The sequence below is a fragment of the Tsukamurella conjunctivitidis genome (assembly GCF_007858475.1).
Taxonomy (GTDB): domain Bacteria; phylum Actinomycetota; class Actinomycetes; order Mycobacteriales; family Mycobacteriaceae; genus Tsukamurella; species Tsukamurella conjunctivitidis.
The window spans coordinates 466883-480931 of sequence record NZ_VIGX01000002.1; the positions used below are offsets into that span (position 1 = coordinate 466883).

18 protein-coding genes and 1 tRNA gene are annotated in these 14049 nt (G+C 70.2%); 13 read left to right on the plus strand and 6 right to left on the minus strand.

The features are described from left to right. Positions 1 to 113: 113 nt before the first annotated feature. From FK530_RS06235 to FK530_RS06245, 3 genes are all read left to right on the plus strand, one after another. Positions 114 to 1460, plus strand: coding sequence for a hypothetical protein (locus FK530_RS06235; RefSeq protein WP_146486142.1), 1347 nt, complete (start codon positions 114 to 116; stop codon positions 1458 to 1460). Positions 1461 to 1677: 217 nt separating this feature from the next. Then, the gene (locus FK530_RS06240) at positions 1678 to 2379 is read left to right on the plus strand and encodes an MspA family porin (RefSeq protein WP_146486143.1); all 702 of its coding nucleotides are present in this window, start codon (positions 1678 to 1680) and stop codon (positions 2377 to 2379) included. A 330-nt stretch (positions 2380 to 2709) separates the two neighbouring features. Then, positions 2710 to 2913: a hypothetical protein gene (locus FK530_RS06245; RefSeq protein WP_146486144.1), complete on the plus strand. Its 204-nt coding sequence runs from the start codon at positions 2710 to 2712 to the stop codon at positions 2911 to 2913. A 76-nt stretch (positions 2914 to 2989) separates the two neighbouring features. Here the strand turns inward: FK530_RS06245 and mscL are convergent, their stop codons facing one another. After that, positions 2990 to 3439: a large-conductance mechanosensitive channel protein MscL gene (mscL, locus tag FK530_RS06250; RefSeq protein ID WP_146486145.1), complete on the minus strand. Its 450-nt coding sequence runs from the start codon at positions 3437 to 3439 to the stop codon at positions 2990 to 2992. Positions 3440 to 3508: 69 nt separating this feature from the next. Here mscL and FK530_RS25765 point away from each other — a divergent pair, with 69 nt between their 5' ends. Both FK530_RS25765 and FK530_RS06260 read left to right on the plus strand, forming a co-directional pair. After that, the gene (locus FK530_RS25765; RefSeq protein ID WP_158645031.1) at positions 3509 to 4033 is read left to right on the plus strand and encodes a hypothetical protein; all 525 of its coding nucleotides are present in this window, start codon (positions 3509 to 3511) and stop codon (positions 4031 to 4033) included. A gap of 11 nt (positions 4034 to 4044) precedes the next feature. Continuing rightward, complete coding sequence (locus FK530_RS06260) at positions 4045 to 5031, plus strand: PrsW family intramembrane metalloprotease (protein ID WP_158645032.1); 987 nt, start codon at positions 4045 to 4047, stop codon at positions 5029 to 5031. Positions 5032 to 5033: 2 nt separating this feature from the next. Here the strand turns inward: FK530_RS06260 and FK530_RS06265 are convergent, their stop codons facing one another. The 3 genes from FK530_RS06265 to FK530_RS06275 all read right to left on the minus strand — a co-directional run bounded on the left by FK530_RS06265 (position 5034) and on the right by FK530_RS06275 (position 6815). After that, on the minus strand, positions 5034 to 5666 hold the full coding sequence (locus FK530_RS06265; RefSeq protein ID WP_146486147.1) for an SAF domain-containing protein: 633 nt from the start codon (positions 5664 to 5666) through the stop codon (positions 5034 to 5036). 91 nt (positions 5667 to 5757) lie between these two features. Then, positions 5758 to 6558 carry an acyl-CoA thioesterase gene (locus tag FK530_RS06270; protein ID WP_146486323.1) on the minus strand — a complete coding sequence of 267 codons (801 nt, stop codon included), beginning with the start codon at positions 6556 to 6558 and terminating at the stop codon, positions 5758 to 5760. Then, positions 6558 to 6815, minus strand: coding sequence for an FmdB family zinc ribbon protein (locus FK530_RS06275; protein ID WP_146486148.1), 258 nt, complete (start codon positions 6813 to 6815; stop codon positions 6558 to 6560). Before FK530_RS06275 ends, FK530_RS06270 begins: the two co-directional genes overlap by 1 nt. Before the next feature lie 73 nt (positions 6816 to 6888). Here FK530_RS06275 and FK530_RS06280 point away from each other — a divergent pair, with 73 nt between their 5' ends. Beyond that, positions 6889 to 7440, plus strand: a complete 552-nt coding sequence (locus FK530_RS06280) for a TetR/AcrR family transcriptional regulator (RefSeq protein ID WP_146486149.1) — start codon at positions 6889 to 6891, stop codon at positions 7438 to 7440. 19 nt (positions 7441 to 7459) lie between these two features. On the opposite strand, the gene FK530_RS06285 is transcribed toward FK530_RS06280, so the two are convergent. Continuing rightward, on the minus strand, positions 7460 to 8362 hold the full coding sequence (locus tag FK530_RS06285; RefSeq protein WP_146486150.1) for a type IV toxin-antitoxin system AbiEi family antitoxin domain-containing protein: 903 nt from the start codon (positions 8360 to 8362) through the stop codon (positions 7460 to 7462). A gap of 179 nt (positions 8363 to 8541) precedes the next feature. Then, positions 8542 to 9066 carry a 5-formyltetrahydrofolate cyclo-ligase gene (locus FK530_RS06290; protein WP_146486151.1) on the minus strand — a complete coding sequence of 175 codons (525 nt, stop codon included), beginning with the start codon at positions 9064 to 9066 and terminating at the stop codon, positions 8542 to 8544. Positions 9067 to 9126: 60 nt separating this feature from the next. Between FK530_RS06290 and FK530_RS06295 the strand changes: the two genes are divergently transcribed. The 7 genes from FK530_RS06295 to FK530_RS26265 all read left to right on the plus strand — a co-directional run bounded on the left by FK530_RS06295 (position 9127) and on the right by FK530_RS26265 (position 14044). Further along, on the plus strand, positions 9127 to 10026 hold the full coding sequence (locus FK530_RS06295) for a UTP--glucose-1-phosphate uridylyltransferase (protein WP_146486152.1): 900 nt from the start codon (positions 9127 to 9129) through the stop codon (positions 10024 to 10026). A gap of 12 nt (positions 10027 to 10038) precedes the next feature. Beyond that, on the plus strand, positions 10039 to 11280 hold the full coding sequence (glp, locus tag FK530_RS06300; protein WP_146486153.1) for a molybdotransferase-like divisome protein Glp: 1242 nt from the start codon (positions 10039 to 10041) through the stop codon (positions 11278 to 11280). 5 nt (positions 11281 to 11285) lie between these two features. Continuing rightward, positions 11286 to 11915: a GNAT family N-acetyltransferase gene (locus FK530_RS06305; RefSeq protein ID WP_231706515.1), complete on the plus strand. Its 630-nt coding sequence runs from the start codon at positions 11286 to 11288 to the stop codon at positions 11913 to 11915. A gap of 141 nt (positions 11916 to 12056) precedes the next feature. Further along, the gene (gene sepX / locus FK530_RS06310; protein ID WP_146486155.1) at positions 12057 to 13274 is read left to right on the plus strand and encodes a divisome protein SepX/GlpR; all 1218 of its coding nucleotides are present in this window, start codon (positions 12057 to 12059) and stop codon (positions 13272 to 13274) included. 42 nt (positions 13275 to 13316) lie between these two features. After that, a tRNA-Ala gene (locus FK530_RS06315) sits at positions 13317 to 13389 on the plus strand. A gap of 117 nt (positions 13390 to 13506) precedes the next feature. Further along, positions 13507 to 13845, plus strand: coding sequence for a DUF1801 domain-containing protein (locus tag FK530_RS06320; RefSeq protein ID WP_146486156.1), 339 nt, complete (start codon positions 13507 to 13509; stop codon positions 13843 to 13845). 22 nt (positions 13846 to 13867) lie between these two features. Then, positions 13868 to 14044, plus strand: a complete 177-nt coding sequence (locus FK530_RS26265) for a hypothetical protein (protein ID WP_166443258.1) — start codon at positions 13868 to 13870, stop codon at positions 14042 to 14044. The last annotated feature ends 5 nt before the right edge of the window (positions 14045 to 14049 follow it).

Sequence of the window (14049 nt, forward strand, 5' to 3'; positions counted from 1 at the left end):
TAATGGATTATGTAAGGGAGTTTCTTCGCTTCGTATTCAGTTCGTGTTGCGCGGTGCTATTTTTCGGGAACAGGTAGGAATCGCCTGAGATTGAACTGAGGGGAACTAAAGTAATGAAGCGCACCACCTCGCTGGCCGCTGCGGTGACTGCGGCCGCGATCATCGCGACCCCGGTCGGCGCGAACGCCGTCGCCGCCACCTCCGCGCCGACGGCCGTCGTCGCCACCCAGCAGGCCGCGGCCCTGCCGGAGCCGCCGGCGTTGGAGTCGTTCGCGCCGGACCCGCTCAAGATCCTCGCGCTGCCCTTCAGCAACTTCGAGCTGATTCGGACCTCGGCGTTCGTCGTCACCGGCTACAAGACGAACGCCGCGGGTCAACTCGTGGACAAGAACGATAAGCCGCTGCGGGAGAAGGACAAGGACGAGTCCGACGCGGCCTACGCGAAGTACGTTGCTGAGAACCGTGTCGCGATCACGGCCAACATCTTCCAGGCCGTCAGCGACGCCGTGAACAAGTCGGCGTTGCGCGGCGACTTCGCGACCGCGGCCGCACAGATCCAGAGCTACCTGGCCCAGCTCGCCGCGCAGGTGATCGCCCTGCCCGCGGCACTGATCAATCTCAACGTCGGGGCGTTCTTCCCCAAGCCGGCAAAGACCGCGACGGCATCGGGGGCCGCGGCAACATCGGCCGACGCGAGTCCCGTCGCGCTGCCGAGCGTGGGAAGCCTCCTCACCGTCGCGGGGATCCCGCTGAAGAATCTCGACCAGGCGCGCCTCGCCGCCTTCGTCACGGTCGGCTACAAGAAGAACGACGCCGGTCAGTACGTCGGCAAGGACGGCAAGCCGCTCACGGAGGGGCAGACCAAGGAGAAGGACGGCGTCCCGCTCAGTGCGAACATCTTCCAGGCGGTCAGTGACGCCGTGAACAAGCAGGCACTCAAGGGTGATTTCGCCGGAGCGGCGAAGGCGATCCAGGGGTACCTCACGGAGCTGGCCGGGAACGTCATCGCGCTGCCGGGGCAGATCCTGCAGTACGACCTCGCGGCGATCGGCGCGGTGGTTCCCGGGCTTCCGGCCTCGAAGGACACGGCTGCGGATCGATCGAGCAGCGCGGGGACGGCTCCGGAGGTCGCCGCGAAGTCCTCCAAGCCCCTGACCAAGACGGTCGTCGGCGGAGCGTCCGAGGCGGCGGAGGGGGCGTCGCCGACCGCAACCACGGCACCCGGCGGTGCCGCCACGAGCAGTTCGGGAACCAGCCAGGCGCCGGCGGGCCGTGATCTCATCGGCGCGGTCCGGGATCTCTTCGATCGTCCCGACAAGGCCAAGCAGGAGGAGCCGAGTACTCCTACCAAGCCCGAAGCGACGACGGAGCCGGAGACGCCGAAGCAGTCGGAGCCCGCGGGCTCGACCGGTGCGGCTGAACCCGCCGCCGGAGGCGACAAGACCGACGACGGGGAGTAAGAACTCCCGCGGGACCGCCCGCCCCGGGCCCGGGGCGGGCGGTCCTTCGTTTGCGGCTCGAAAGCCTTCGGAATCACTCAGGAAGTGCCTATTCTGTTACAGCTTCCCGCCAGTGTTAACTCAGGGTTTCCACGGGCGATTTGGGCGGTTTCCGGCTGGTACCTTCCTTTCTCAATCGACGGCGAAGCTCAGCCGGCGTATTGAAAGGACTGGGTACATGACCCCGAGAATCTCCCTCGTCGCGGCGGCGCTCGCCACCACGGCCGCCACGACCGTTGCGCTGCTCGCGCCCGCCACCGCGGCCGCCGACACCGTGATCCCGCTGCGCAACGCCTCGCAGACGGCGAAGGCCGGCTCCGGCGCGATCACCGTCAGCGTGACGGCGCAGCGCGCGCGGTTGTCGCCCGGCATGGTCGCGCTGCCGACGACCCGCAATGCCTGGGTATCGGGCGTGGTGTCCGTCAAGATCACCGGCGCGGACGCGGACGGGGGATCGATCGAGGCCGGCTACGCCGTCGGCTGCCAGATCGACGTCGGCTCGGCCGGCGTCGAAGCGGGCGTCGACGTTGCTTCGGGAGCCTCTGCCTCGTTCCAGGGGCCGACGATCGAACCCTCGGTCACCGGCACCACGGGCGGTTCCATCTCGCTCGCCGCGGGCTCCATCGGCACGCAGTCGCTGACGTACGACCGCGCGACCTGGCCGAAGCCGGGCGACGAGGTCGACCCGGAGTGGTCGGTGCCGTCGACCAGCTTCGACTTCACCGGTTCGAGCGGCAGCTTCACCTACAGCGACCAGACCATCGGCGTCGACGGCTGCGCCGGCTATGCGCAGGCGCGCCTGTACGTGATCGTCCGGGCGCAGGTCGGCGACACCAAGGGGCGAGTGGTCCTGTGGGGTGATCGCTTCACCCTCGGCTGACGAGTTCCGAATACCGACCCGAAGGGCGGCCCGGCGACGGGCCGCCCTTCGTCGTGGGGTGGCCCCGCGATCTTCTCAGATCAGCCGGGAACCGATCGGTGGTCCGATGCGTCCAACTTTCATGAGGGCCTCGTTCACGTTGCGCGGTGGACGGGTTGATGAGGGAGCCAACGAGATCGACGGAGTAAGCGGTGCCGATCGTGTCACGGAGGCCTAGTATCAATGATCTGACACGGGAGGCGATACGACGTGGGCAGAGTGAAGTCTGACGGCCACAAGCGCAAGGTCCTCCGAGGAGGGCTCAAGGGGCGTCATAAACGCCTCCCAGCCGTGCCGGCGAAGGCCGGCTACGTCGTCGTGCGTCTGCAGGATGGGACCACCGCCCATGCCCGCCGCAGTCGCGACGGATCGTTCATCGTGGTCGAGCCGGAGGAAAAGCCCTCGTCGTCGGACCTGTCCGAATCGAGCTACCGGGAGCTCATGGCGGTGCTCGAGATGGAGGACACCGGGAGGTCGCGCCGGGGATCGCTGTAACGGCCCCGTCGGACCCCGAAACGAAAGCCGGCCTCCCCACACGGGGAGGCCGGCTTTCGTCGGTATGGAACCGGAATCAGATCTGCGGCTTCTGCGAGGGGAACTGGCCCGTCGGAGGCAGCACGGAGTGCGCGCCGCCCTGCGGCTGCGCGGCCTGGGCCGCGAGCAGGTCGCGGATCTCGACGAGCACGTCCACCTCGTCCTCGGTGGCCGGGCCGCTGGCGCGCTTCTTCAGCGTCTCGTACGGCAGGATCAGGACGAAGTACACCACCGCGGCGACGAGGATGAAGTTGATGGCCGCGGTGATCACGGCGCCGAAGTCGACGATGGTCTTGTCGTTGCCGTCCACGATCTGCCAAGCGAGGCCCTGCACGTCCTTGCCGCCGCCGATCGAGGCGATCAACGGCTGCACGATGTGCTCGGTGAACGCGGTGACGATCGCGGTGAACGCGGCACCGACGACAACGGCGACCGCGAGGTCCAGCACGTTGCCCTTGAGGAGGAAGTCCTTGAATCCCTTGAGCATGTTCGAGTGTCCTTCGTGAGGTTGTAACGCCAGTGACGCCTGATGCAATTTCGGACTTATGCTAACCGTATGAACCGATTGCGCGCAGTGGACGCGGGCGTTTCGGCCGGTGTGATCTTGGCCGTCGGGGGCCTGGCCGCGGGGTGGTTCGGCCTCGAACGCGCCGTGCCGACGCCGCGGACACCGGTCGCCGATTCTGCATATCGTGTTGGGAACGATTACGCCGGAGTCGATTTCCGCGCACCGTCGGGCTGGGAGCAGGTGCCGTCCGGGCGGGCCGATGTGGCGCGCTTCGTCCACGCCACCGGGAGTTCGCTCTCCGTGCGGCTCACGACCGGTATGACCGATTTCGATACCGCGGCCCCGCGTCGACTGCGCGAGTTCGAGGCCGGCGGCGTCGATGCGCGCTTCACCGGCGACCTCCGCGGTGCCCGGTTCAGCGGCCGAACCTGCACCGCCACCGGCGGCGGCAAGGCGGGGGAGTGCGCCGTGGTCGGGCGGGACGCGCTGTTGGTCACGGTGCTCACGCTCCGGCCGCCCGACGGTGCCGTGCCCGACCTGGCCGCGCTGGTCCGATCGATGCGGGAGGCCTGATGCGCGCGCGGATGACCACGATCTCCTTCTGGGTGTTCGTGGCGGGACTGCTCTGCGGCGGATTCGTGCTCGCGCGCGACATGGTGCCGCGATTCGCCGAATCCGGCGCGGGGATCGCTGCCGCACTGCCGATCATCCTCTTGGCGGCCGCTGCCATCGCCGTGATCATCTGGGCGCTCGACCGATCGCACGCCCAGGTCCGCAGCGCCTGGGGGCTCGCCTTCGCCTGGGGCGCGATCGGCGCGTGCGGCCTGTCGCTGCAGATCAACGGATTCGCCTCGGACGCCGTGAGCGACGTCCTCGACGATCCGGGCGCCACCCACTGGGGCGCCGCCCTCGTCGGACCGCTCAACGAGGAGACGATCAAGGCCGCGGGCGTCGCCCTGCTGCTGGTGATGTTCCGCGACCGGCTGCGCCGCCCCCTGCAGATCTTCGCCGTCGGCGCGTTCGCGGGCCTCGGCTTCCAGGTCGTGGAGAACCTCTCCTACGCCATCACCTTCGCCCTGCGCGACGCCCAGTCCGACGTCGCCGGCGCCCTCACCGTCACGGTGCTGCGCGCGCTGTTCGGCTTCCAGTCGCACTGGGTGTACACCGGCTTCTTCGCGCTCGGCCTCGCGCTGCTGCGCAGCCGCCCGGCGCTCGCCGCCCTCGCCGTGGCGCTCTCCTACCTGATGCACTTCTGGTGGAACGCGCCCAGCGGCGACGATCCGATGATCGCCCTCGCCCTGATCCTGCTCAAGTGCGCCGTCACGCTGACTCTGCTCGGCGGGGCCTGGTGGTGGATGCTGCTCGAGCAACGACGGTGGCTGCAGGGCGCCATCCGCACTCCGGAGGCGGCGGCACTCGCCCCACCCGCCGAACTGGCGACGTTGCCCACCCGGGCGCAGCGGCGCGCCGGCGAGGAGTACCTGCGCTACTACTACGGCCCCGCCACCGCGGCGGTCGCCCGGGAGCGGCAGAGGTGGCTGATCCGCGAACTCACCTACCGCGTGGGCTGACCTCACCGGAAGACCACGGACAGCGGTGAACTGAGCGCCGCAGCGGCCACCGCGTGCGCCTCCGACTCCGACATGGCGAGCATCGCGGTCCGGGCCTGCTGCCGCGTGGCCTGCGGCGCCGCGGCCACGGCCACCGTGGCCGACCGGGCCAGCACGGCGGGGGAATCGTCCTTGCGCTGCGCCACCACGTCGACCACATCGCCCGCGCGGAGCAGGTCCATCGTGGCCGAGTCCTGCAGCGAGACCGGTACCAGCCGCGCGCCGGGACGGATGTGCCCGGCGGTGCGGTCGGTCAGAACCCTGCGGCTCGTGAGGATCTCCCCGGCGCCCACCGGTCCCGTCACCGAGCGGCCGACGGCATCGTCGGGCCCGGTCAACGCGTCCTGCGGCGCCAGCTCCGCCGGGACGGTGCGCAGCACCAGGTCCTCGCCCGTGAGCCTGCCGCCCGGGCCCAGCTCGCGCGCGGCCACCAGCACCTGGGCCTGCGGTCCGCTCGGCCGGCTGGTGACGGCCACGACGAGGGCGAGCACCGCCAGTGCCGCGGCGGCTCCCCGTCGCGCCGTCAGTGTGCGCGCCCACCCCGGCCGCAGCGCGGCCCGGATCCGTTCCGCCCCGGTGGGTTGCAAGGAGTCCATGCCCGGGACGCTACGACGGCGCACCGTCGGAACCCGCTCCGTGCGGGGGAGCCTGTGGATAACCCCGAACCTGTGGAGGAAGGCCGGAGGATCAGGCCTGCGGATCCTTGTAGTAGACGATCTGGTGCGTGGTCGCGAGCAGCGCGCCGTTCCGGCCCCAGACCTGGCCGTACTGGTCGAAATGGCCGTGTCCGAAGCGGGCCGCGCGCGCGGTGGCGAGCACGTGGTCGTCGCCCTGCTGCTCCAGTTCCGCGGGGCTCGCGTGGAAGTAGGTCGTCAGCGAGATCGTCCCGGCGGGCACGTAGGTGCCGCGGCGCAGGAAGATGCGCGGGAAGAAGGAGTCGGAGATCGACGCGAGCGCGGCGTAGTCCAGCGGGCGCGCGGGCTTGTCGCGGATCCACATGGTGGTCGTCGACCCGTCCTGCGGGCCGTCCATCTCCAGGCTGCCCTCGACGAAGCGGGTCTCGTAGTTCTTCGCCCACTCCACGAACTCCGGCATGGACAGCTCGGGGTAGTCCGCCGGGCCCTGCACGGGCGGGAAGGACAGCTCGGTGGCGCTCCAGGTGTCGCGGCGGGTGCCGAACACCGCGGTACCGGAGGCGACGGCGCCGTCGCCCTGACTGATGACGAACGTGAAGTGCTGGTTCGTACGGTTCGTGCGCAGCACGGTGATCGCGACGTCCAGCGCGCCGTCCTTGATCGGGGCGGCGTAGTTGAGCGTGAGGCTCAGCGGGTGGCCCTGCGCATCGGGGTGCGCCTGCAGCGCGGTGACCACCGTGGCGGCGGTGATCCCGCCGAACGGCCCGACCATGTTGTTGTAGGCCGGGTGGGTCCGCGCGCGGAAGCCCCCGTCGATGGGCTGGAGCGCCGTCGCCTCGTCGAAGGCGTGCATCACGAGCCCGAGGTCGTGGCCTTATCGGCCTTCGGCGCGTCCGGCTTCTTCTCGGACTTGGCCGTCGTATCGGCCTTGGAGCTGCGGGAATCGGTGCGGTAGAAGCCGCTGCCCTTGAACACGACGCCGACGGAGTTGAACAACTTCCGCAGCGGGCCGCCGCAGTTGGGGCACACGGTCAACGGATCGTCGGAGAAGGACTGGACGGCGTCGAAGGCCTCGCCGCACTCCTTGCACTGATACGAATAGGTAGGCACCTACTGATTCTACCTCTCGAATTAGCACTCCTGCGATTCGAGTGCCAAGGATGTGAGCGGATACGATACCGCCATGACGGTTCCCTCACCTGCGCGGCGGATCGTGGACGCGGCACGCGAGGTGATCGCCGCGAACGGCATCCCCGGCGTCAGCATGGATCAGGTCGCCAAGCAGGCGCACGTCTCCCGCAGCACGCTGTACCGGATCTTCCCGAACCGCGACCAGCTGATCGCCCGGGTCGTGGCCATCGAGATCCGCACCCTGCGCCGCAAGCTCGACAAGACGATCGTCGGGTACACGCCGCAGCAGACGCTGGTCGAGGTCTTCGTGCTGAGCATCGAACAGGCCGAGTCGAACCTCGCGGTCTCGAAGGTGCTGGCCGCCGAGCCCGAGTACTTCCTACGCATCCCGCGCGGCGTGTGGGACCTGCTCATCCAGGGCATCGTCATCCGGCTGCGCAACACCGGTGCCGAGCAGGACTACGCCGAGCTGTGCTCCGTGGTGGACCTGATGCTGCGGATCACCGGATCGCTGCTCTCCAACTCGCCGACCGGCCTCGACATCAGCGATTCCGCCGCACTCCGCGCGTACGGCGAGAAGTACATCTCCCGACTGCTGGTCTGAACGCCGGGGATTTCGCGCCCTACGCGGCATCGAAGCCGGATCCGGCCTCGGTGCCCGTCTCAGTGCGAATCTCCCGGGTCTTCCCCAGGTGGCGGTCGGTCCGGACGATGTCGAGGATGTCGTCGCGAATCTCTTCCCAGTTCGCGATGACATCCTCGTAGTCGATGCGCATCACGCGATAGTCCCCGCGCACGGCGATCCGGTCGCGACGCAGGTCGGCGCGACGTTGAGCCCCGCCGTGGTAGCCCTCGCTGTCGCACTCGACGACGAACTTGTCTCCCAACAGGAGGTCGACGATCCCCCACGGCAGCGGCACCTGCGTCCGCACTGTGATTCCGAGGCAGTGCAGGCGGTAGCGGACGATCGACTCGGTTCCGCTCCCAGAAGCGGGATCGAGCAGCCCGAGCAGCCGGACGATGCGTTTCGGCGCGCCGTCGAACAACGCGCGAACGTCCTGCACGGTCCACAGGTTCGGCGGGCGCAGCAGCGAGTCGAGGACCGCGACGATCTCCTCGTCCGCCAGGCACTGCGCCGCGCACAGCACCGCGACCGGGAGCGGATCGACGGCGCTCGTGGGCGTCGCGAGAGAGCGGAACGCCCGGCACTGCCTGTGTGTCCGCTGGTGCTTGAGATGCCGAGGCCAGCGGAGATGCGTCTGGCTCCGCCGAGGGGGAATCCACACCCCGGGGTAGTACTCCAGCGCCGAAACGCACGTGATCGCGGCGCCGCATTTCACCGCGGCCAGCACGATCGGCCGCGCGTCCGGCGTCGCGTACCAGCCGCGGCGGACCGGGGTGATCACGCGGCGGCTGCGCAGCCGCTCGATCTCCGCGACGTCGACGCCCTCGCGTACGAGTTGCCGGCGTGAAACGACGCCCCCGTTGTGTGCTGCGATCCGCGCGATGAACGCTGGAGTATCCATGGAAGCGATCCTGGAGGTGCACCTGAGCCGATCGCGTGCGTACGGCCGGTGCCTGTGGATCAAACAAGTTTCGTACGTTTACCTGTGGATGGACGACCCCGGCCGGGGATTCAGCACTGCAGCCGCATCCGAAGCCGAATCCGGCCTCGGGTCTTGTCTCGATGCGAAATCGCCGGGGCTCAGAACTCCACCAAACCCGATGGTGTCAGGGCGGCGTGCACCGGTACGTCCGTGGGCTCCGCCGGCAGGGAGTCCACCAGCTCGTCGTCGTAGACCACCGCGATCAGCCGGGGGCCGGGCGTCAGCGACCGGTCGTAGTAGCCGGCTCCCCTCCCCAGCCGCACCCCCGCGCGGGAACAGCCGAGCGCGGGCAGCAGGACCGTCGAGGCGGAGGTCACGGCGTCCGGGCCGAGCCGGGAACCCGCGGGCTCGAGCAGCCCGAACGGGCCCGGAGCCAGTGACCCCGACCACGCCCAGTCCAGCGGTCCCGGCTCCGGCGGGGTCACCGGCAGCAGCACCGTCCGGTCGAGGACGAAGCCCGGCTCGGAGCCCACGGGGACGTAGGCGGCGACCACCTCGCCGAGGTCGAGACCGGCCAGGACCTCGGTCAACGACGCCGCGGCCGCCGCGCGCGCGGCGTCGGACATCGCGGCCCGGCCGCGGCGGAACCGCGTGCGCCAGGCGGCCTTGGATTCAGCGGTCATGCGGCGAACTCCCAGCCACTCGGATCGTTACCATCACGTGACCTAGCCTAAGGTGGGGGAATGACCACAGCGCCGTCCATTCCGAAGACCGCGATCGTCCCTGCCGCAGGCCTCGGTACCCGCTTCCTCCCCGCGACGAAGACGGTGCCGAAGGAACTGCTGCCCGTGGTCGACACGCCCGGCATCGAGCTGGTGGCGGAGGAGGCCGCGGCCGCCGGCGCCGAGCGCCTCTGCATCGTGACCAGTCCCGGCAAGGACGGTGTGGTCGCCCACTTCGTCGAGGACCTCGTGCTCGAGGGCACGCTGGAGAAGCGCGGCAAGACCGCGATGCTCGACAAGGTGCGCCGCGCCCCGAACCTGATCCACGCCGAGGCCGTCATCCAGGAGAAACCGCTCGGCCTGGGGCACGCCGTGGCCTGCGTCGAGCCCGTGCTGGACGACGACGAGGACGCGGTCAGCGTGCTCCTGCCCGACGACCTGGTGCTGCCCAACGGGGTGCTCACCACCATGGCGAAGGTCCGCGAGAAGCGCGGCGGCTCGGTGCTCTGCGCGATCGAGGTCAGCAAGGAGCAGATCAGCAGCTACGGCGCCTTCGACGTCGAGATCGTGCCCGACGCCGCCAATCCCGACGTGCTCAAGGTCAACGGCATGGTCGAGAAGCCCAAGGCCGAGGACGCCCCGTCGAACTACGCGGCCGCGGGCCGCTACCTGCTGGACCGCGCGATCTTCGACGCGCTGCGCCGCATCGACAAGGGCGCCGGCGGCGAGATCCAGCTGACGGACGCCATCGCGCTGCTCATCAGCGAGGGCCATCCCGTGCACGTGGTGGTGCACCGCGGAACCCGACACGACCTCGGAAATCCCGGGGGCTACCTCAAGGCTGCGGTTGACTTGGCGTTGGACCGTGACGACTACGGGCCCGACCTGCGCGAGTGGCTGCAGGTTCGCCTGACCAAGTAGGAGGCCGAGTACATGCGCTCCGTGGAGGACCATCTGGCACGGGTCACGGCCGCGGCGGTGGCGCCGCGCCCGGTGCGCGTGGGGATCTCCGAGGCGCAGGGCCTCATGTGCGCGGAGGAAGTGGTCGTCGAGAACGCTCTCCCCGCCTTCGATCAGGCCGCGATCGACGGCTACGCCGTGCGCTCGGTGGACGTGGCGACCGCCGGCGAGACCGACGAGGAGACCGGGGAGTCCATCGTGGTGTCGCTGCCGGTGGTGGGCGAGGTCCGTGCGGGCAACCGCCAGCCGATCCGGCTGCAGCCCGGCCAGGCCGTCAAGGTCGAGACCGGCGCGCCCCTGCCGACGCTCGCCGACGCCGTCCTGCCCGACAAGTGGACCGACGGTGGCCTGTCGAAGGTCCGCGTCGGACACTCCGTCCGATCCGGGCAGTACGTCCGTCGCACGGGTGACGATGTGCAGCCGGGTGATGTCGCGGTGCGCCGCGGCACCGTCGTCGGCCCCGCGCAGGTGGGCCTCCTCGCCGCCGTCGGTCGCGACAAGGTGCTGGTGCACCCGCGGCCGCGCGTCGCGGTGATCTCCGTGGGCCGCGAGCTCGTCGACATCGACCGGGACACCGGCGCAGGCCAGGTCTACGACGTGGCCTCCTACGCGCTGGCCGCCGCCGCCCGCGACTGCGGCGCCGAGGTGCACCGCGTCGGCATCGTCACCACCGACGGCGTGCGGGAGGCCGTCGAGGCACAGCTGCAGCGCTCCGAGGTCGTGCTCGTGACCTCCGCGCTCGGCGGCACCGCCTCCGAGGACATCACCGCGGCGCTCACCGAGCTCGGCGATCTCGAGGTGGACCGCATCGCGATGCACCCCGCGTCCGTGCAGGGCTTCGGCACCCTCGGCGCCGACCAGGTGCCCACCTTCCTGCTGCCCTCGAACCCGATGAGCGCGCTGGTCGCCTTCGAGGTGATGGTGCGCCCGCTCATCCGCATCGCGCTCGGCAAGCGGCAGCCCATGCGCCGGCTCGTGACCGCGAAGAGCGCCGCCGCGCACCAGTCGCCGGCGGGCCGTCGCGAGTACGTCCGCGGCCAGCTCATGCGCGACGAGGACACCGGCGAGTTCATGGTCGCGCCGATCCCGGACAACGGATCCCACCTCCTGGTCAGTCTGGCCGAGGCCAACTGCCTGATCGTGGTGGACCCGGAGGTCACCGAGGTCCGCGCGGGCGACGACGTGGTCGTCGCCTTCCTCGCCCAGCGCGGCTGACCGCGGTGTTCGGAGCGGACTGGCAGGTCGAACTCGGGCCCCTCACGACTGCCGCCGGCGTCGTGCGGTTGCGTCCCATCCGCGCCCGCGACGGTCGTCAGTGGTCGCGGCTGCGCCTGCTCAACCGGGTGGAGCTCGAGCCCTGGGAACCGTCGGGCGAGGTGAACTGGCAGCGCCGGCACGCCGCGTCGCAGTGGCAGCCGCTGTGCGCCTCCCTGCGCTCGCAGGCCCGGTCCGGCACCATCGTTCCGCTCGTCATCGAGGTCGACGGTGCCTACGCCGGCCAGATCACCATCGGGAACATCACCCGCGGGCAGCTGCAGAGCGCCTGGGTGGGGTACTGGGTCGACCGGCGGGTGACCGGCCGCGGGGTGGCGACGGCGGCGGTCGCGCTCGCCGTCGATCACTGCTTCGGGGCTCTGCGGCTGCACCGCGTGGACGCGACGGTGCGCCCCGAGAATGCGGGATCGCGTGCCGTGCTCCGCAATTCGGGGTTCCGCGAGGAGGGTTTGCTGCGGCGGTACCTGCACGTCGACGGTGCCTGGCGCGATCACCTGCTCGTCGCGATCACGGCCGAGGAGGTCGCGGACTCGATGGTCGCGCGGGTGGTCCGGTCGGGGCGGGCCCGGTTCTGAGCGTGTGACTGAAGTGACTGTTTGAGATTTTTGGGGTTTGCCTACGGCGCGTCGGGTGCGCTGATCCACCCTGGTGAAATAGCCTTCGAGGCGACTTACACGGATGTGATCCGTGCTCGCTGATTGCCGGAGGGAGCCGACATGATCCCGCAGACACTGCTCTGGGTGGGGCTGATCGTCGCGTGGCTGGTGGTGCTCGTTCCGATGCTCGCCGCGCGGCACCCCAAGGTGAACCAGGTGTCCGACGCGACGCTGAAGACGCGCCTGCTGCACCGCGGCGGCTCCGCCACCCGCGCCGTGCGGCGCCGCATCCGCCCGGCGGCCACCGTCGCCGAGACTCGCACCGAGGAGGCGCCGGCCGCGGAGGATCTCGACGAGGACGTCGACGGCCGCATCGTGCTCGGCAAGGCCGACGGTGCCGCCGACGACACACTGCTCGCCGACGAGGAGGCCGAGGCGCACGCGTACGTGGACTCGGACGTCGACGACCTGCACGGGTCGAGTCCCATGGACGGCGACACCACCCCGATCCCCACCGTCGAGCGCGCGGCCATGCGCGCGAAGGCGAAGGTCGTGGACCTGGACGACCTCGACGCCCCCGTGGCGAAGCCGGTCGCGCAGGCCGAGAACGATGCCGCCGCGCCGGAGTCGGAGCCCATCGTCCGGCGCGTGACCGCGCCCGAGCCGGAGTCCGCCGACGAGATCGAGCCGATCGCGGAACTCCCGGCCGACGAGGCCGTCGAGTTCGTGGACGAGGCCGTCGACGAGGTGCCCGCGGACGAGCAGCTCACCGAGGAGCTCGCCCCCGTCGCCCGCCCCGCGCGGGCCGCCGACGAACGCGACGACGACATCGATGCCGAGGCCGATGCCGAGTACGCGGCCGAGGACGTCGAGGCGGAGCCGCGCCGCCGGCGGGGCGGCTACGACCCCGAGAACGACGCACGCATCACCGAGGCCCGGTTCCGGTTCCGGCAGCGCGTGACGCTCGTGCTGGGTGTGCTCGCGGTGGTCGCGCTGGGCGCGGGCCTGATGAACGTGCCGTTCGCCTGGTACGGCCTCGGCGCCGTGATGGTCGCCCTCGTCGTCTACCTCGCCTACCTGCGCCGGACGGTGCGCATCGAGACCGAGATCCGTCGTCGCCGGATGGCGCGCCTGGAGCGGGCCCGCCGCGAGCGTGCCCGCGAGGCCGAGGTGCGCGACGGCGTGCCGGCGCACCTGCGGCGCGGCGGCTGCATCGTCATGGAGATCGACGACGAGGACCCGGCCTTCGACCACCTGCCGCGCTACCGCGCCGAGGAGTTCGACTTCCTCGATCGACCGGCTGACCTGCGGGAACCGTACGAGCGCAAGGTCGGTTAACAGTTTGGCCGCGGGGCTTGCTAAGGTATTCGAGTTCCGCAAGGGGCTATAGCGCAGTTGGTAGCGCGCCTCGTTCGCATCGAGGAGGTCAGGGGTTCGATTCCCCTTAGCTCCACAGAGGAAACCGCAGTTCGGGCGGGGTTCTGAGAAATCAGAGCCCCGCCCGAACTCGTTTCCGGACCGCCCCGGGCCCGTAGGGTGGAGACGCCGTCGAACAGCCAGGAGGCTCATCGTGTTCACCAAGAAGGGCGACGCCGCCGTTCTCGCGAAGCTCCGTGCCATGCCCGCGCCGTACGCCGAGATCGGGGAGCGCCTGCACGCCATCATCCGGGAGAACGCGCCGGGCCTCGAGCCCGTCGTGCGGTGGGGGCTGCCGTTCTACATCGGCGGCGGTGAGGACGTCTGCTACATCAAGCCGGGCGATACCTACGTGGCCTTCGGCTTCGGCGAGACGGTGAATCCGGCCCACGAGGAGGGTGCGAACATGCACCCCATCGTCTGGAACGTCACGGCGCTGGACGCCGAGACCGAGGCGCGGATCGCGGCCCTGGTCGCGAAGGCCGTCGCCTGACCGTCGTGACCCGGCCCCCACGATGACCCCGCTCGACCAACTGCTCCGCTGGGAGGACTCCGGCGGCACGTGGGCCGTGCTGAGTCGCTCCGACGATGCGGTCGTCGTGGCGCTGCTGCGCTGCGACGGCGGCGAGATCGTCGACCGCCTCGAATCCGGCGACCCGGCCCTGCGGGAGTACGTCGGCGCGGGAGCCTGAACCGG